Genomic DNA, 17,720 nt, shown 5'->3' on the forward strand with positions numbered 1-17,720 from the left:
TGAAGTCATAGTCTATTTCATTTATATGCTCCTGGGCTTTATTGCCTCGGACAGGAATTGGCACCTTTTCAATCCTTATTGAAGGTTGCCAGTGGGTCATTGAGCCAGTCTCTCGCCACTTCTTTATAAATCAAGACCATCTTTTTAGAGAGGTAATGATTAGCGTACCACTATCGAAGTACTCCGCAAATATAGTTCACGAAATTTAATTTTGCAATCTTTTTCTGAAAAGTTTATTCTTTGGCAGATCCCATTACCACTTTTCCCTATAAAGACCAGGGCTTCAACCTTTGTTAGTCCCTTCTCTAACGTCGGTTGAAGCCCCAATATTTTTCTGATATATATTTCCGATCAACTAAAAGGTAGTTGTCTTCGCATCACGCATTTGAATGATTTTGTCTACCACGTAGCGTGTATTCCCACGCCATGGTAATACGCCATGATATTCCTTATAATGAAGGTCAAAGGCTTTCCCGCTATTTAGTTCCAAGATATGGAAAACTGAGTCGTTTTCAATGGAGAATTCAAATTCATTGCTCGAAAGACCGGTCCCGGTCTTTTGCGAACGGATTCCCTCTTGGATCAGCTTTCCTTCGTAGGTCTTGAATAAATTTCCCTTTTTTACCGCATAATTCAAAACGCCAGATTTAACGCCTTCTCCAAATACAAAATAATATTTGAAATAAACAAATCCAGCAAAAGCCAGAAATAGAATAAGTAAAAACCAGCTGATGAATTTCTTGAACTTTGAACCTTTAGTGCTAGGTTGTGGGTTAGTTGTTTCCATTTTTTTTGATTCAGTTTCTATTTGGTAACAAAAAGAATACCTAAAAATAAAAAAGGTTGGCGAATTTCCATTGCCAACCTTATATTTTTTTTAACCTAGTAGCTGCATCTCTGCATCGATTGCTTCCTTGGTCTTGTCACTTACCGGAACCAATGGAAGCCTAACATGGTCTTTGCCAATCCCTTTCTTTTCTAGGATATATTTGACACCAGCAGGATTTCCCTCAATAAAACAAAGGTCAATGATCTTCAATAATTCCAAGTGAATGGCCCTTGCTTCCACATAGTTTCCTTCGCGACATAGATGTGCCAAGGCTGAAACTTTGGTAGGGTAGGCATTGCCGACAACCGAAATGATTCCGGCCGCACCCATCGCCATCATAGGCAATGTAACGGGGTCATCCCCAGAAATCAGGAGAAAGTCCTTTGGTTTATCTCGAAGGATCTCACTGAACTGTGCAAAATTCCCCGATGCTTCCTTGGTCGCTACAATATTTTTGAAATCCTTGGCCAAACGAACGGTAGTCGCTGGACTTATATTGCTGCCCGTCCTTCCTGGTACATTATAAAGGATAATAGGAAGTTTAGATGCCTCCGCGATTGCTTTGTAATGCTGATAGATGCCTTCTTGTGTTGGTTTGTTATAGTATGGAGAAACCGAAAGGATCGCAGCATAGTCAAGGATCTCAAAGTTCTTGATCTGCTCCACGATTTCATAGCTGTTGTTTCCACCAATTCCAGCTACCAATGGAATACGCTTATTAACGTGCTTCGAAGTAAATTGCCACAGCTTCTTTCGTTCATCTTGGGTTAGGGTAGCTGTTTCTCCAGTGGTACCCAATGAAACCAAATAATCAATGCCACCTTCAATCTGAAAATCTATCAGATTGCCGAGGCTTTCGTAATCTACTGTGCCGTCTGCGTGAAATGGAGTGACTAATGCCACTCCCGCACCTTGAAGCTCGTTCATCGTTTATGTATATTTATTTATTTATTTTATTCTTATTTATTGATCATCGCCAGGAGCTGAACATCCGAGATCATCGGAACCTGAAGTTTTTCTGCCTTCGCTAATTTCGATGGTCCCATTTTGTCTCCTGCCACCAGATAGTTCAGTTTTGAAGAAATACTGCTCAACATCTTTCCGCCATGCGACTCAATCAGTTCTGTCAATTCTTCCCGGGAATGGTCCGCAAATACGCCCGATATCAAAAAGGTTTTGCCCAAGAGACTATCGCTAGCTAATAACACTTCCTTTTCTTCAATCTCAAACTGTAAACCCATGGCCTTTAGTTTTTCGATCTCTTCCCAATGCTCTGGATTAACCAGATAGGCATTGATGCTTTCGGCTATGCGCAAGCCTATATCCTGAACAGAAAGAATTTCATCTACGGTAGCAGCACGGATCGCATCGATGTTTTTGAAATGCTGCGCCAATTTCTTGGCTACGGTCTCACCGATATGTCGGATGCCCAAACCAAATAATACTTTCTCAAAGGGCTTATTCTTCGATTGCTCGATACCTTTCAGCATATTGTCTATGGACTTTTGCCCGAATCTTTCTATGCCGACCAGTTCAGGCTCCCTATCTTTTAGGGTATAGATGTCCGAAATTTTTCGGATCAATCCTAGCTTGAAGAACGTTTCGATGGTTTCATCGCCTAAGCCTTGTATATCCATCATCTTTCTGCCGATGAAATGTTGCAGCTTTCCTACAATCTGCGGTTTACAGCCATCCTCATTCGGGCAATAATGAACTGCTTCGCCTTCTTCCCTGATCAAGGTTGTGCCACATTCTGGACATTGAGTAGGGTATTCAAATGGTTTAGCTCCGTCGCGACGCTTTTCAACGTTTGCTGAAATAATCTTTGGAATGATCTCGCCGCCCTTTTCTACAAAGACCGTATCATGCTCGTGCAAGCCCAGTCGCTCGATTTCATTGGCATTGTGCAGTGAAGCCCGCTTTACTGTTGTTCCAGCCAACAGGACTGGTTTCAGGTTCGCTACGGGAGTCACCGCCCCTGTACGCCCAACTTGATAGCTGATGCTGTTCAAGATCGTTTCAACCCGCTCCGCTTTAAATTTATAGGAAATTGCCCAACGCGGAGATTTTGCCGTAAAGCCCAATTCTTCCTGTTGTGCAAAGTCATTTACTTTGATCACGATTCCGTCGATCTCATAGGAAAGTTGGTGTCTGGCCTCATCCCAATGATGGATAAATTCCAGTACTTCCTCGATGGAATTGCACAGTCTACTATGTTCGCAAACTGGAAATCCCCATGATTTCACTTCCTCAATGCTATGCCAGTGGTCGTGGAATAATTTGTTTCTGTTATCACAGTACAGAAAATAAAGGAAACAGTCCAATGGTCTTTTTGCAACCTCCGAGGAGTCCTGTAACTTGATGGTCCCAGAAGCAAAATTCCTTGGATTGGCATAGGTCTGCTCTCCATTTTCTTCCCTTTCTTTGTTCAACCTCAAAAAGGCCGATTTATGCATAAAGATCTCCCCACGGATATCGAAGCTTTCAGGATAGTCGCCTTTCCTCAGTTGATGCGGTATGCTGCGGATGGTCTTCACATTGTTGGTCACATCATCACCTTGGGTTCCATCCCCGCGGGTGACAGCCTGGACCAATTTTCCATTTTCAAATGAAATAGAAATGGAAAGACCATCAAATTTCAATTCAGCAACGTATTGAACCTGATCACCAACTACCTTCCTGACCCTGTTGTCAAAGTCTTTTAACTCCTGTTCGTTATAGGTATTGCCCAATGACATCATTGGCCATTTATGACGAACCGTTTGGAATCTTTGTGTGATATCTCCGCCAACTTTTAGGGTAGGGGAGTTAGGGTCTCTGAATTCAGGATATTGGAGTTCCAACGCTTCCAGTTCCTTTAATTTATGGTCAAAATCGTAATCGGAAATGGAGGGTTGCGCTAAAACATAATATTGATAATTATATTCGTTCAGCTCACGTGTAAGTTCTGTTATCTTCGCTTGAATATCAATTGACATAGACCACGAAAATACAAAATATATTAAGGGTAAAATAATTTAAAACAAAATTTGGCTACTCCCGTAATGTGTTGCTAAACAATGAAAATTATATGGGAAAAGATAATTCAGGACTTTCGCGATTAATGGAAATTATTTTCATGAAGGTCGCTGTATTTATGGATTTTATTCATGTAATAATCCCAAATAATGGAGTTCTTATATTGTCCTTTATTGTTCTCTTTTTGTGCATATTTCTTTCTTTTCTTTGCTGTTTTGAAGAAATTCTTGAAAAAATACTGATGACCACGGCTTACAGCCCAAGCATCCGCCGTTTTTCCATCAAAAAGAAACTTGATTAAAGCAAAAAGATCCCACCATAATCTTAAGGATATTTTCCAAATCCCAGCAGCAACCGGTAGGTTCTTTTGCATCATGACCAAATTGTTCCGGAAGTTGAGATAGGTCTTCTGCGGATTGCTGGTTTTTAAGGTTCCTCCTCCCACATGGTAGACAATGGAATCTGGACAATAGCCCACCTTGTAACCCATTCGCTTTAATCTCCAGCAAAGATCGATTTCTTCAAAATGTGCAAAGAAATCAGCATCAAATCCTTCTGCTTCTTTCCAAGCCTTGGATTTAATGAACAGTGCGGCACCTGTCGCCCAGAACACCTCTTGGGCATCATTATATTGGCCTTGGTCTTTTTCAACTTTATCCAAGATCCGCCCTCGACAGAATGGAAATCCAAAATAATCAATATAGCCTCCGGCAGCGCCTGCATGCTCAAATTCCCCCTTGCTATGATATGCCTGAATCTTAGGTTGACAGGCTACCAATAATGGGTCTTGCTCCATATATGCGATGACTGGTTCAACCCAGTTCTCTGAAACCTCTACATCTGAATTCAATAGGATGTAATAATCCGCTTCCACTTTCTTCAAGATTTCATTGTATCCGCCAGCAAAACCTAAGTTCTCGCTGTTGCGAATGATCTTGAACATGGGGAAGTTCTCCTCCACATAACTAATGGAATCATCGGTCGATCCATTGTCGCCGATAATAAACTCTATATTTGGGTATGTACTATTAAATACCGAAGGAAGGAATTTCTCCAAGAAATACTTCCCGTTCCAATTTAATATGACAACGGCAACTTTCGGGTAATTTGACATTTAATTTCTTCTTTTACGCTTCCATCTACGATGGGACCATAACCAATAGGCAGGTTCGGAACGGATGATTTCTTCCGTAAACCTATTATGGATATGGGTAATCTCATGTTCTGGATACACATCTGGATTTTCCACCAAGGTGGTAAACTTACAGCTGTAATATCCTCTTTTCTTCTTTCTCCTGACCTCACAGAAAACCACCGGAAACTTCGTCAATCGTGAAATACGCTCGGCACCTGTATAAACCAAGGTGTCTTGGTTCAAAAATTCCATGAAATAATCAGAATCCTGATAGGTAGGTGTCTGGTCCGCTACAAACATACTAATATGCGGAACATTTTTCAACTTTATAATATGTCTTAAGATCTGTTTCATGGGAACCATTTCTGCTCCAAACCGTGAACGGATCTGATTATGAATCTTATTGAAGACTTTATTGTTTAAAGGTTTGTAGACAATCAGCTCGGGTACATCCATCATCAACGACAAACGGTGGATCGATAACTCCCAGTTCCCATAATGTGAGGTCACCCCAATCACCCCTTTCCCTTGGTCCGTATATTGATATACCTCCTCAGGATTCAATAATTCGATGCGCTTGATGACTTCTTCGGGCCTGATGGTCGCCATTTTTACCGATTCCACCAATAGATCGGGAAAATAACGGTAAAATTTATAGGCTATTTGTTTGATCTCTTCCTCGGGTTTCTCTGGAAATGCATTCCTCAGGTTCTCAAAGACCACTTTCTTACGATAGCCAAATACATAGTAAATCAGGACGAAAAGGAAGTCGGAGATCAGGTAAAGGCACCAAAAGGGCAGAAGTGATAGCAAATACAATGTCCCGTAAATCAGTTTTTCCTTCATGCCAATTTTAAAGTACTTTACAAATATCCCCAAATAAAGTTATTTTTGCGGACAAATTGAAGTGAATATTCGTTTATGTCAACAGGAATTCTTTTACCGGCACTCTACCTGCCTAATATCAGTTATTTACAAACCATAAAAAATAACGATGGTCCCATTATCGTGGAACAGTTTGAAAACTTTCCCAAACAGACCTTCCGTACCCGAACCCAAATTGCTACAGCAAATGGGGTGTTGGATTTGTTAGTGCCTATACAGCACGGTAAAAAACAGAGACAGGTCATGAAGGATGTTTTGATCAATTACGACCATCCTTGGCAAAGGCTGCATTGGTTAAGTATTCAGACAGCTTACCGTAGCTCGGCCTATTTTGAATACTATGAGGATGATTTCCGTGAATTTTACGAAAAGGAATATAGCCATCTCCTGGAGTTTAATGTGGACCAATTGAAGCTGATCCTTAAATTACTAAAGATCAACCGTGAAATTGTGCTCAGTGAAAAATATGAGGCAGAATCGCCTAACCAAATAGATTTTCGGAAAGCAATCCATCCTAAATTGCCTTCCCTAATACAGCAACAAAAGCCATATTATCAGTTGTTTGAAGATAAGAATGGGTTTCTCCCTAATTTGAGTACTATAGACCTTTTGTTCAGTCAAGGACCCCAGTCGAAAAACTATTTCTAATCAGTTTTTATTTTCTTCTTGAAACAATTTCTTTATGTTTAGCGTTCTGTTTTTTAACAGTCTATTTCATGAAGAAAATTGTATTGATCTGCTTTTGCTTTTTTATGGCGATTTCAGCATTTGCACAAACAGGTGCTGATACCCTACATTACCGTAAAGTGTACTATTTTGGAGGAACGGGCCTTTCATTTCCTTTGGGGAAAACCAAGAACGTCCTCACCACAAAGCTATTTACGGGAAGTATGGGTCTGGATATCTCCTTGAAAAATCCAAAATATTACCTGCAACCCACCCTGTACATGTTGAGTTTCGGCTACGATCAACTATTGGATGATTCAGAATACAACCGGGTCTTAAAGAATGCAAGGTCTACGATGTATGTATTGAGTTTGGCAGGAGGGATGCGTAAGCAATGGGAACGCTTGAATACCTATGCTTATTTAGGTCCTTCCGGAGCGCTTAATATGGAACCGCGTTCTGAAGATAAAGGGGACGGTACGGTAGAACTTAATTACGAGTACAGTATATCCCCGGCCATAAAAATGGGGGTAGGGTCGGACTATAAGTTCAAGGGATTCTTCTTGGGCATGGAAGTAGGTTACCTGCACAATTTTAGGAAAATGCAGGGAAATCCGGTTAATGTGCTTTCAATAATGGTCGGTCTGAAGTCCGATATTACTAAATTAAGTGATAAAGTTGTAGAAGTTATTTCAAAATAATATAAAACTATTTTCCTGATAATCAATGTGATATGTATATTCTTCAAAAAAAGCGGTCTTTTTTTTATGATTTCGCACAATATGGCAAGGTATATGTCGTTAATACACTATCTAGATAAATAGAAAATATTTAGGTTAATAATTGGTTTGGTAAAATACCTGGAGTTCTCCGCTCCGGGTATTTTTGTTTTTAGACCTTCCAGTAAAAATAAAAAAATATTCAATCGCTTATAATAAAGCGATTTAGTTACCGTTTAGATAGTAAATTCATAATTTCATAATTTAGGTTAATAATTGGTTTGGAAAAATACCTGAGATCCCCAATCTCAGGTATTTTTATTTTTTGGATTCCTGTGATGACAAGTTTTTAACTTTTAGTGACACCTGGGGGTGAAACGAAGGGTCTAGGAACTATCAAATCTTCATTTGAAATAGTTTCCTCAACTTACGATTTTGGAATGATCAAATTTTCCTAAAAACACAAAAATAGATTCTTCGTTTCACTCTGAATCTCTCTTTAGCACACTTCCGATTCTGAACGATCAGTGAAGAATCTGTACGGTTCTTATAAAAATATGCTTGTCATCCTTTACCGAAGGTAAAGGACCTGTTCGCCAATACAGCAATGAATGTATTTCTTTTTGAAGGTTCGCATTTCTCCGAGAAGCTTCGTTCCTCAGCATGACACAAAAAAACCTAAATTTAACGACATTGCCGCTTGGGGTCTATCCCCAAATTACTCTTCCTCAAAATTATATTTCAAGTCCCTAAAGTAGTATACCTTATCCCTGATATTGATCTCCCGCAATACCCGACAAGGATTTCCTGCCGCAACTACATTTTCGGGAATGTCCTTGGTTACGACAGAACCAGAGCCAATCACTGTATTGCTGCCGATTTTCACACCAGGGTTGATCACCGTATTGCCTCCGATCCAGACATTGTCACCAATTTCAATGGGTAGTGCATATTCCCAACCTTCAACCCGCAATACAGGATCAACGGGATGTCCAGCGGTGAACAGGCTTACATTTGGAGCGATCATCACATTATCCCCGATCTTTACCTTGGCACAGTCCAAAATGGTCAGATTATAGTTGGAATAGAAATTATCACCGATTTCAATATTGTATCCATAATCACAATAGAATGGTGGCTCAATAAAGAATCGGCTTGTGGTCTTCCCAAACAATTGTTTGATGATCTGGTTTCTCGCCTTGATCTTTGTAGGGTCCATTAGATTGAACTTCTGTAATTCCACTTTGGCATGTTGCCTTTCTTTATATAGTTCATCTCCCGAAGCGATATAGGGTTCGCCAGCGATCATCTTTTCTTTTGAGCTTTTATTCATCTGTTTTGTCTTGTTGATTACTGATTTAATATACAAAAAATGGCTGGTTCGAGGCAAAATTAGCGGCATAACTTGTCGCATTTTCTTTGTTGTGGATAAGATTTTGGCTAAGAATAAGCTTCGGGAGAAGCTTTACCCTTATTCGAGCCATATTCGGAAAATTCGAAATATGTCTCGAATAAGGGTAAAGTTTGAATGGGTAAATTGGCTAAAAAACTTTCTTCTGAAGCCTTGGCTTTGCCCTTAAAAATTGGAGGCCTTTTCGGTCGTCTGATCGAGTTCGGAATAAAGGTATGCAAAAGAGGCCACGAATCTATCAAGGCCTCTTCAAATATGTTGGATGAACTTTTAGTTTTTGCTGATCACGAAGTTCTCTTTGGTAATCCTCACTTTCTTCAAGTTTACCAACCAATCTTTTGATTCGTCGCGGTGACCTAAAGCCAAGATGGTTACAGAACGTAAACCTAATTCATTAAGTCCTAGGAATTGGTCCAGGGCTTGGCTGTTAAAACCTTCCATCGGAGTGGCATCAACACGTTGTTCAGCAGCAGCGGCAATCGCGATACCAAAACCAATGTAGGCCTGGCGTGCAGCGTGTTCAAAATGCTGGTCTTTCGTCTGACTATTGAACCTGGTCATCAAGTTGTTCTTATAGTCATTTGCGAAGCCAGCAGGCAATCCGCGTTCTTGCTCCTGTTGTAAGAACACTGAATCCACGCGCTCTTGGGTGTATTCATCGTATGCCGCAAAGATCAACAGGTGTGAAGAGTCAACGATCTGCGATTGGTTATATGCTAAAGGGAGAATCTGTTCTTTGATCTCTTGGTTGCTGATTTCGATTACCTTGAAAGGATGTAAGCCAGAAGAAGTGGGGGCAAGCCTAGCTGCCTCGGTTATGTAATCAATTTTCTCTTGTTCTACAGCCGCTCCTGTCATTTTTTTAGTAGCGTATCTCCATTGTAAATCTTGTAGTAAGCTCATTCTCTTGAAATTTATGATAGTATTTTACGTTAAATCAATATAGATTTGATATAGCCATCTATGGCGTCCGCAAGGACAGCCGATGGACAGATGTTTTCCTTGCTGCTCAGAGCTAGCAAGTCCATGGCGACAATGCCATGCAGGATAGACCATAGGGTCTTCAGTTTGAGGTATCGGTCAAGGTCCTTCTTTCCGCTGGCCTTGATCGCTTCATCGATCAGGGATAACATCAGGTTAGATACCCTTTTTATCTCTTCCGATTCGTTGGTTTTTTCGCAGGTTGGGATTCCCAGACCAAACATGATCTCATAATGTTTGGGGTATTTTGCGGCGAACAACCAATATCCAACCGAAAGCTGTTTGATCTTTGTTGCGATGTTTTCTTGAGGGTCTATCTCTTGATTGATGGAATCCAGTAATTGGATAAATCCTTCCTTTACGAAATAAGCAGAAATAGCCTCCTTATTTTCAAAATGCTTGTAGATCACAGGGACAGAATACTCGATGGCATCTGCAATCTTTCGGATGGAAAGTGACGCCCAACCTTCTTTTTCGACGATTTCTCGGGAGCAGACGATGATCTGTTCCTTAAGTTCTTGCTGTTGTCTGAGTTTTCTTTCTGTAAGTCCCATGCTGCATTTAGTTAACAGTGTTAGCAAAAGTAACAATGATATTTATATGTTGCAAACATCTATTAAAAACATACATCAAAATGACAATGAGCTTCGGGAAATAAATTCTAACTTTAAGGATGAACTTCTTAAAAAGTAAACGCAAGGTATCATTGGTCTTAGGCAGCGGCGGAGCTCGTGGACTGGTTCAAATTGGGGTAATTCGTAGTTTAGAGGAGAAAGGATATGAAATTGATGAGGTGGTAGGATGTTCGATCGGTTCTTTGATTGGAGCGGCCTATGTCGAAGGGAAAATGGGGAAACTGGAAGAATGGATGCGGTCCATTACCCGAAGGCAGGTCTTTAAACTGATGGATTTTACCAATCCAAAGTTTGGGCTGCTCAAAGGCGAGAGGGTCTTTGAATCCCTGAAAGAAATCTTCCCGGATAAGAACATCGAGGATATGGATATTCCATTTCGGGCCATCGCGACCGATATGGTAAGCGAAAAAGAAGTTGTGTTTGATAAAGGGAGCGTTTACAAAGCCATTCGGGCTTCCATTGCCATTCCAGCTGTTTTTACCAGTATAGAAAGCGAGGACTGGAACCTGGTGGATGGAGGGGTCATCAATCCATTGCCCATCAATTACGTCAGGAGGAAGCGAAGGAACATCATTATTGCGGTCAATCTCGATGGCAAACCGGATGCTGAATATGGGCCATACAATGGTGCAAAAGGACTGAATGCCATATCCATGCTTCAGGAGTCCTATTTTATGATGCGTAGACGATTGAGCCAACTATCGGTTGAACTGTACAAGCCCGATTACGTGATCAATATTCCCCATAATATCGCAGGGATTTGGGACTATGACAAAGCATCTTTTATGATCGAGAAAGGGAAGGAGCTAACGGACAAAGTGGTTCCTGATGTACCGATAAAAAAGAAGGAGACCAAGAAAAACAGCAAAACTCCTAAAGAAAAAGAGAAAGAAAAAGAGGTCGTTTAATCGACCTCTAGCAATAATTTATTCATGTGGAGATTAAACTCCTCAGGATGTTCCAGGTTTGGAAGGTGCCCGCAATCTTCCATTTCAATATATTTTGAACCCTTGATTCCTTTTGACAGTTCTTCCATGAGATTGGCGGGGGTGATCTTGTCTTCTTTTCCGCGAACCACTAAAGTGGGAACATTGATCTTTGGAAGGACTTCCGTAGTGTCCGTTCGGGCTGCCAGTGCCAGCAAGGTTGCACAGATGGATTCGATGCTGTTCCTTCGGATACTGCTCTTGATCAATTCGATGGCTTCGGGATTGGAATCAATGCTTTTTTTCGAGAACAGGTTGGCAATAAATCCAATGGCATAAGGTCTGCGACCATATTGCAATACTGCCTGTATGGCATCAAAACGCTTCTGTTTACCTGCATTTTCATCGGGTTTGCTGTGCGTATCGGAGAGGATCAGTCCAGAAATCCGATCTGGATACAATTCATAGGCCCTTAGGGCTATATAGCCTCCCATGGAAACCCCACAGAGGACAGCTTTGTCAATTTCAAGTTTGCGCATGAATACGCCGAGGTCTTTAGCAAATACATCGATGGAAAAAAATCCATGACCTTTTGTTGTATTTCCATGTCCGCGAATATCGACTGCAATACCAGTAATGTTATCTTCTAAACTTTCGAGCTGATCTCGCCACATTTTTTTATTGAAGGGAAAACCATGTAGGAAAATGATCGTTTTTTCAGGTTGTTCGCTGGCCTTTTTGATATAATAGGAGATACTGATATCTCCAATCCGGATCTTGTTGCTTTTAATTATACGTTCCGCCATAATTTTAAATATATAAATATCAACACGATAAGCAAAATATAGTTTGAAAATGATCAAAAAAGGGAAAAAGGATTTGGAAAATCTAAAAAAGTCCCGATATTTGCGCCACCTCAAAGGACAATTTGTCCTTTAAAGAATGCGCTCATAGCTTAATTGGATAGAGCATCTGACTACGGATCAGAAGGTTAGGGGTTCGACTCCCTTTGAGCGCACTTTCTTTTATAAACACAGCCATAACATCTTCCTTTAAAAATTGAATTCCCGTAGCGAAAAGGGGAAAAATAAGTCATTGAGGCTGAAAGGAATTGGTTTTAAATGTGAAAAAAAATTTTGCTGAGGATATTATTTCCTTATATTTGCATCACCAAAACAGAAAGGGCGTCAGTCGTATAGTATTGGTTGCCGCGCTCATAGCTTAATTGGATAGAGCATCTGACTACGGATCAGAAGGTTAGGGGTTCGACTCCCTTTGAGCGCACTTGGAAAGAGCCTAATTCTTATACGGGATTAGGCTTTTGTTTTTTTACATCTAAAAAAATAACAACACATTATGCTAAACCTAGTTTTATTCGGACCTCCGGGGGCAGGTAAGGGGACCCAATCGGCTAAATTGATCGATAAATATGCCTTGCACCATATTTCTACTGGAGATATGTTCAGAGGGCACATCAAAAATCAGACTCCACTGGGCAAAGAAGTGAGTCAGATCATTGCTGATGGTAATTTGGTTCCTGACTCGATTACAATTTCTATGTTGGAAGAGGAGTTGAAAAACAATCCTGAAGCTAAAGGGTTTATTTTTGATGGATTCCCACGTACAGTAGCTCAAGCAGAGGCATTGGATAAATTTTTGGAAGCGAACAATACATCGATCACTGGAGTGATTGCATTGGATGTGGATGAAAAGGAACTTACCCAGCGTATCGCTAAGCGTCAGGAGATTTCAGGACGTGCGGATGATGCAGCTGACAAATTGAAAAAACGTATCGAAGAATACTTCGGAAAGACCATTCATGTGTTGCCTTACTACGAAAATCAAGGTAAGTTGACAAAAGTGAACGGTATCGGTGAAATCGAAACGATTTTTGCCGACCTTTCAAACGTTATCGATAATTATTAATAAAAATATTCTGAATAGGGAGAGATATGGCTCAGGGGTCAAATTTTGTTGATTATGTAAAAGTATGTTGCCGTTCTGGACACGGAGGTGCCGGATCAGCCCATTTGCACCGTGATAAACACACGGCAAAAGGGGGACCTGACGGTGGTGATGGTGGTCGCGGTGGACATATTATCCTGAAAGGGTCGCATCAGCACTGGACTTTATTGCACCTGAAATTCAGAAAACATATTATTGCTGAACCCGGTGAATCTGGGGGAAGTGCTTTGCGTACCGGTGCAAACGGTAAGGATGAAATCCTGGAGGTGCCACTAGGTACCGTTGCCAAGAATGCCGAAACTGGAGAGGTCCTGTTCGAAATCACCGAAGATGGAGAAACCAAGATCTTGACTCCGGGAGGAAAAGGTGGTTTGGGTAACTGGCACTTTAAGTCTTCTACCGTTCAAACGCCGAGATTCGCTCAACCGGGATTACCGGGTATCGAAGAGTGGATGATCCTGGAATTGAAGGTATTGGCAGATGTTGGTTTGGTGGGATTCCCAAATGCGGGTAAATCGACCTTACTATCTGTGGTATCGGCAGCAAAACCTGAAATTGCAGATTACCCCTTTACGACCTTGGTGCCAAATCTAGGGATCGTAAGTTACCGTGATGGGAAGTCATTTGTAATGGCCGATATCCCCGGAATTATCGAAGGGGCATCTGAAGGTAAAGGCTTAGGACACCGTTTCCTGAGACATATCGAAAGAAATTCGGTACTGCTTTTCTTGGTGCCTGCAGATACTGACCGTAGCATCGCTGAAGAATACGAGATCCTATTGAATGAATTGACCGCCTATAATCCGGAATTATTGGATAAGCCAAAGCTTTTGGCAATCAGTAAATCGGATATGCTGGATGAAGAACTGGAAAAGGAAATGGCCCTTCAAGTACCGAAAGGAATTCCTTACCTATTTATTTCTTCCGTTACCGGAAAAAATATCCAGCAACTGAAGGACATGATCTGGAAAGAAATCAATTCTTAATGATATGAAAGCCATCGAAAGATGGCTTTTTTTTGAACCAGGATTCAAGAGATTCGAGGATAGACCAAGATTATGGCAGACATTCCGCTGGAAATCTTTATTTTTTCTGTCGTGTTGAGGAACGAAACATCTCGGAACAATCCAAACTTCCAATAATAATTCCATCATTTATTTTGTCACATACAGTTTCTTAGCCCTCGGTTATAGCTGCGATTGGCGTACAGTTCCTTGACCTTCGGTCAAGGATGACAGGGTCGGTGGGAGGAGAACCGTATAGATTCTTCGCGTTTCTCAGAATGCTCTTTAGCACATTTCCAATTCTGAACGAAAAGTGAAGAATCTGTAAGTAAATGTCCAAATACCTGCTGTCATCCCCATCGAAGATGGAGGACCTGTACGCTTATACATACAAAATCATAAAGTGGCTGTAGGCGATACGCTCCTATCAAATATGCCGAACATATACGGGAATTTTGATCTTGGTCCATCCTCCCATCCATTGAATCCTGGTTCATGCCCAAATCTTGGTCCATCCTCCCATCCCTTCAATCCTGGTTCAAACTCTCCCTCGAAACTCCTGTCTTTTTTCCTTATTTTCGCAACAATGGATTTATCATTAAAGGAATTTTTGGACCGTAAAGTGGAGGAATTCAACCAACCGAATTTTATTCCTAATGACCCCATCAGTATTCCGCATCAATTTTCATTAAAGCAGGATATTGAAATCATGGGGTTCTTTGCGAGCATATTGGCTTGGGGACAACGGAAAACCATTATCAATAAATGTAATGAGCTTATCCAACGTATGGATGGCAGTCCCTATGATTTTATGCTGAACCATCAGGGGCATGATCTGAAAAATATGTTAGGTTTCAAACATAGGACCTTCAATGATACCGATCTCCTTTACTTCATCAGTTTTTTCCATTACCATTACCATCATTTCGATAGCTTGGAAGATGCCTTTTTGCAGATGGAGGCAGGAGAGGAGTTTACTGTGGAGCAATCCTTAAATGGTTTCAAATCTTATTTTTTCTCTTTGGCGGATTTTCCGGAAAGGACCCGGAAGCATGTGAGCTCGCCAATGCAGAAATCAAGTTGTAAGCGTTTGAATATGTTCCTTCGCTGGATGGTTAGGAAAGATGATAAGGGCGTGGATTTCGGGATCTGGAAGAGGATTGATGCCAAAGACCTGATCTGTCCTTGCGATGTGCATGTGGAAAGGGTAGGCCGGAAGTTTGGGTTGATCCAATCGGATAAAGTAAATTGGAAAACAGCCTTGGAACTGACCGAAAATCTGCGGTCCTTGGATCCCAAGGATCCTGTTAAATATGATTTTGCTTTGTTTGGACTGGGAGTTGCTGGGGAGTTATAGGCACTTAGTAAAAGGGGATATACATTTCCTTGTGCTTACCCGCATCCTTATATTCGAATTCATCAGATATAAATTCAAATCCCATATCCAAATAAAAGGGATATGCTGTTTCACGGGCAATGCACCATAGATAATCTCCATGTAACTGGGATTTGATATGGTAGATCGCCGCTCCTAATAATTCTTTTGCATAGCCTTTTCTTCTGGCTTCGGGGGCAGTTGCCATTCCCCGCAAACGGTACCCTTCATGTGGAAGCTTGGGATTGTTGGTTCTGTGAACGGTCAGAATACATTGCAATTGGTTTTCATCGTCATACAGCCCTAAATGGAAGCTGTCTGGCCTTAAATCTTCGGGGTTGATACAAAGTTCCAGAGCTTTGCCTTTTTGCAATACAGCGCTTCTTAACGGCAAAGCATCATCAACTTGGATAAATCGGATCATCGATTCGATAATTTTTGGAGGATATCCACCAAGCGGTTAGAATAGCCAAATTCATTATCATACCAGCCTACAACTTTGACCAAGCCTCCCACAATACTGGTCAGTTCCGAATCAAAGACGCAGGAATAGGGATTATTGATGATATCGACGGAGACGATGGGATCCTCCGTATAGTATAGTACATCCTTTAATTCACCTTCTGCAGCTTCCTTAAATTTTTGGTTGATTTCTTCCACCGTAGTTTTTTTGGCTAGGTTGCAGGTGAAGTCCGTTAGAGAACCATTTAGGACAGGCACCCTGATTCCGGCGCCTCCAAGTTTACCATCTAGATGTTTGAAGACATTGGTGATGGCTTTTGCAGCTCCGGTGGTTGTCGGTATAATGGATGCTGATGCGGCCCTAGATCTCCTAAGATCTCGATGGGGTGCATCATGTAAATTCTGGTCACCGGTCATGGAATGTACCGTTGTGATATAGCCATCTACTATTTCCCAGTTTTCATCCAAGATCTTGATCAATGGCGCAACATTGTTGGTTGTACAGGATGCATTAGAGAAAATTGGGCTGTTCCAATCAAAATCCTTATCGTTGATGCCTAATACTAGGGTCGGGATCTCTTTGTCGGGAGAAGGAGCAGATATGACCACCTGTTTTGCGCCAGCGTCCAGATGTTTTGCTGCCAATTCTGCCTTGACGAAGAAACCTGTAGATTCCACCAGCACGTCAATATCCAGATCTTTCCATGGTAGGTCTTCTGGATTTCTCTGGTTTAATATCAGGATGGATCTGCCATCAATGATCAAATGATTTCCATCAAAATCTACCGTTCGATTCAATGGCCCATGGACCGAATCGTATTTGAATAAATGTGCCAATGTCTTTGCATCTGCAAGGTCATTAATGGCAACAACCTCCATCTGGTCGAGGTTTCTGTTCAGTAGATTTCTGAGGGTATGGCGGCCAATACGGCCAAAACCATTGATGGCAATTCTCATTATTTGTTAAATTCAGCAATTACTTCATTGATGTTTTTTTCACCTTCCCAATAAGTTTTTAATTGGCCGTCTGGACCATAAACATAATTGGCAGGGAACATATTCGGGATATGGAACTTTTGAACAAACTCTTGGTTTCTATCCCACAGCATTTGAACATTTGGTTTTCCGTCAAGTTCTTTACCGAAGGTTGTGAAGAACTGCGCCATCAGAGCTGGGTCATTCATGGATACATAGATCACATTGATGTCCTTGATCTTATCGTAATTCTTTGCTAAACCTTTGGTTTCATTTTGACAGTGGCTACATCCTGGATCGAACAGTACGAATACGGTATTCTTTCCAGCCGGCAGATCGGCCTTGGTATAAGAGATTCCAGATTTTACTTTATAAAAATTGAACTCAGGGATACTCAATGCCGCAGCTTTTGTTGTTTGGGGAGCAGCAGGAGCAGGGTTGCTTGATTGTGGCGTTTGCTCATGTGCTGAGTGGTCATGGGCAGCATGGTCATGGCCGGCATGTTCATCATGCGCTTCCGTATTTTCTGTTTTCTGCGGTTGGTTATTGCATCCCACAGCTAATACACCTAAAGAAAGGCAAAGAGAGGATAGGATTAATTTATTTCTCATGTCTTGTGTTTAAGATTCAAAACTAATAAAAAATATAGAGTATGCCGGCTGCGATCCTAGAATAAACATTATTTTGACATAATAAATGGCCTATTCTGACCGAAGGATTTAAGATTGCATAAA

Annotated in this window: 18 protein-coding genes, 2 tRNA genes and 1 riboswitch; of the genes, 8 read left to right on the plus strand and 12 right to left on the minus strand. The window is 41.2% G+C overall.

Going from position 1 to position 17,720, the window contains the following annotated elements:
• Positions 1–18: 18 nt before the first annotated feature.
• A riboswitch (SAM riboswitch) is annotated at positions 19–132 on the minus strand.
• A 223-nt stretch (positions 133–355) separates the two neighbouring features.
• The 5 genes from NMK93_RS05940 to NMK93_RS05960 form a co-directional block, all read right to left on the minus strand.
• Positions 356–787, minus strand: a complete 432-nt coding sequence (locus NMK93_RS05940; RefSeq protein ID WP_185211468.1) for a hypothetical protein — start codon at positions 785–787, stop codon at positions 356–358.
• A 90-nt stretch (positions 788–877) separates the two neighbouring features.
• On the minus strand, positions 878–1,756 hold the full coding sequence (gene dapA / locus NMK93_RS05945; protein WP_185211469.1) for a 4-hydroxy-tetrahydrodipicolinate synthase: 879 nt from the start codon (positions 1,754–1,756) through the stop codon (positions 878–880).
• Between the two features lie 32 nt (positions 1,757–1,788).
• Entirely contained in the window at positions 1,789–3,807 is a 2,019-nt protein-coding gene (gene ligA, locus NMK93_RS05950; protein WP_254528343.1) for an NAD-dependent DNA ligase LigA, read from the minus strand.
• 122 nt (positions 3,808–3,929) lie between these two features.
• Positions 3,930–4,961 (minus strand): glycosyltransferase family 2 protein, encoded by a 1,032-nt coding sequence (locus tag NMK93_RS05955; protein WP_254528344.1) that lies wholly within the window; start codon positions 4,959–4,961, stop codon positions 3,930–3,932.
• Positions 4,962–5,828, minus strand: coding sequence for a lysophospholipid acyltransferase family protein (locus tag NMK93_RS05960; RefSeq protein WP_185211472.1), 867 nt, complete (start codon positions 5,826–5,828; stop codon positions 4,962–4,964). It lies immediately after the preceding gene.
• Between the two features lie 75 nt (positions 5,829–5,903).
• Here NMK93_RS05960 and NMK93_RS05965 point away from each other — a divergent pair, with 75 nt between their 5' ends.
• On the plus strand, positions 5,904–6,515 hold the full coding sequence (locus NMK93_RS05965) for a WbqC family protein (RefSeq protein WP_254528346.1): 612 nt from the start codon (positions 5,904–5,906) through the stop codon (positions 6,513–6,515).
• A gap of 68 nt (positions 6,516–6,583) precedes the next feature.
• Positions 6,584–7,234, plus strand: coding sequence for a hypothetical protein (locus tag NMK93_RS05970; RefSeq protein ID WP_185211474.1), 651 nt, complete (start codon positions 6,584–6,586; stop codon positions 7,232–7,234).
• A 736-nt stretch (positions 7,235–7,970) separates the two neighbouring features.
• Here the strand turns inward: NMK93_RS05970 and NMK93_RS05975 are convergent.
• From NMK93_RS05975 to NMK93_RS05985, 3 genes are all read right to left on the minus strand, one after another.
• Positions 7,971–8,585, minus strand: coding sequence for a sugar O-acetyltransferase (locus NMK93_RS05975; RefSeq protein ID WP_185211475.1), 615 nt, complete (start codon positions 8,583–8,585; stop codon positions 7,971–7,973).
• Between the two features lie 348 nt (positions 8,586–8,933).
• Entirely contained in the window at positions 8,934–9,566 is a 633-nt protein-coding gene (locus NMK93_RS05980) for a nitroreductase family protein (RefSeq protein ID WP_185217220.1), read from the minus strand.
• 29 nt (positions 9,567–9,595) lie between these two features.
• Positions 9,596–10,198, minus strand: coding sequence for a TetR/AcrR family transcriptional regulator (locus NMK93_RS05985; protein WP_185217219.1), 603 nt, complete (start codon positions 10,196–10,198; stop codon positions 9,596–9,598).
• A 119-nt stretch (positions 10,199–10,317) separates the two neighbouring features.
• Between NMK93_RS05985 and NMK93_RS05990 the strand changes: the two genes are divergently transcribed.
• Positions 10,318–11,187, plus strand: coding sequence for a patatin-like phospholipase family protein (locus NMK93_RS05990; RefSeq protein WP_185217218.1), 870 nt, complete (start codon positions 10,318–10,320; stop codon positions 11,185–11,187).
• On the opposite strand, the gene NMK93_RS05995 is transcribed toward NMK93_RS05990, so the two are convergent.
• Positions 11,184–12,011, minus strand: a complete 828-nt coding sequence (locus tag NMK93_RS05995; protein WP_254528348.1) for an alpha/beta fold hydrolase — start codon at positions 12,009–12,011, stop codon at positions 11,184–11,186. The two genes, NMK93_RS05990 and NMK93_RS05995, sit on opposite strands and share 4 nt — an antisense overlap.
• A 138-nt stretch (positions 12,012–12,149) precedes the next feature.
• Between NMK93_RS05995 and NMK93_RS06000 the strand changes: the two genes are divergently transcribed.
• From NMK93_RS06000 to NMK93_RS06020, 5 genes are all read left to right on the plus strand, one after another.
• Positions 12,150–12,223: transfer RNA gene (locus NMK93_RS06000), tRNA-Arg, on the plus strand.
• Positions 12,224–12,415: 192 nt separating this feature from the next.
• Positions 12,416–12,489: transfer RNA gene (locus NMK93_RS06005), tRNA-Arg, on the plus strand.
• A gap of 72 nt (positions 12,490–12,561) precedes the next feature.
• Entirely contained in the window at positions 12,562–13,131 is a 570-nt protein-coding gene (locus tag NMK93_RS06010; RefSeq protein WP_254528350.1) for an adenylate kinase, read from the plus strand.
• 26 nt (positions 13,132–13,157) lie between these two features.
• Positions 13,158–14,156 (plus strand): GTPase ObgE, encoded by a 999-nt coding sequence (gene obgE, locus NMK93_RS06015; protein ID WP_185211481.1) that lies wholly within the window; start codon positions 13,158–13,160, stop codon positions 14,154–14,156.
• Between the two features lie 604 nt (positions 14,157–14,760).
• Complete coding sequence (locus NMK93_RS06020; RefSeq protein ID WP_254528352.1) at positions 14,761–15,531, plus strand: TIGR02757 family protein; 771 nt, start codon at positions 14,761–14,763, stop codon at positions 15,529–15,531.
• A gap of 4 nt (positions 15,532–15,535) precedes the next feature.
• Here the strand turns inward: NMK93_RS06020 and NMK93_RS06025 are convergent, their stop codons facing one another.
• The 3 genes from NMK93_RS06025 to NMK93_RS06035 are packed head-to-tail and all read right to left on the minus strand — an operon-like array spanning position 15,536 to position 17,597.
• On the minus strand, positions 15,536–15,973 hold the full coding sequence (locus NMK93_RS06025) for a GNAT family N-acetyltransferase (protein ID WP_254528354.1): 438 nt from the start codon (positions 15,971–15,973) through the stop codon (positions 15,536–15,538).
• Positions 15,970–16,968, minus strand: a complete 999-nt coding sequence (gene gap, locus NMK93_RS06030; RefSeq protein WP_185217214.1) for a type I glyceraldehyde-3-phosphate dehydrogenase — start codon at positions 16,966–16,968, stop codon at positions 15,970–15,972. Before gap ends, NMK93_RS06025 begins: the two co-directional genes overlap by 4 nt.
• Positions 16,968–17,597: a peroxiredoxin gene (locus NMK93_RS06035; RefSeq protein ID WP_185217213.1), complete on the minus strand. Its 630-nt coding sequence runs from the start codon at positions 17,595–17,597 to the stop codon at positions 16,968–16,970. Before NMK93_RS06035 ends, gap begins: the two co-directional genes overlap by 1 nt.
• Positions 17,598–17,720 lie beyond the last annotated feature (123 nt).

Origin of the sequence: Sphingobacterium sp. LZ7M1, from assembly GCF_024296865.1 — a bacterium.
Taxonomy (GTDB): Bacteria; Bacteroidota; Bacteroidia; order Sphingobacteriales; family Sphingobacteriaceae; genus Sphingobacterium.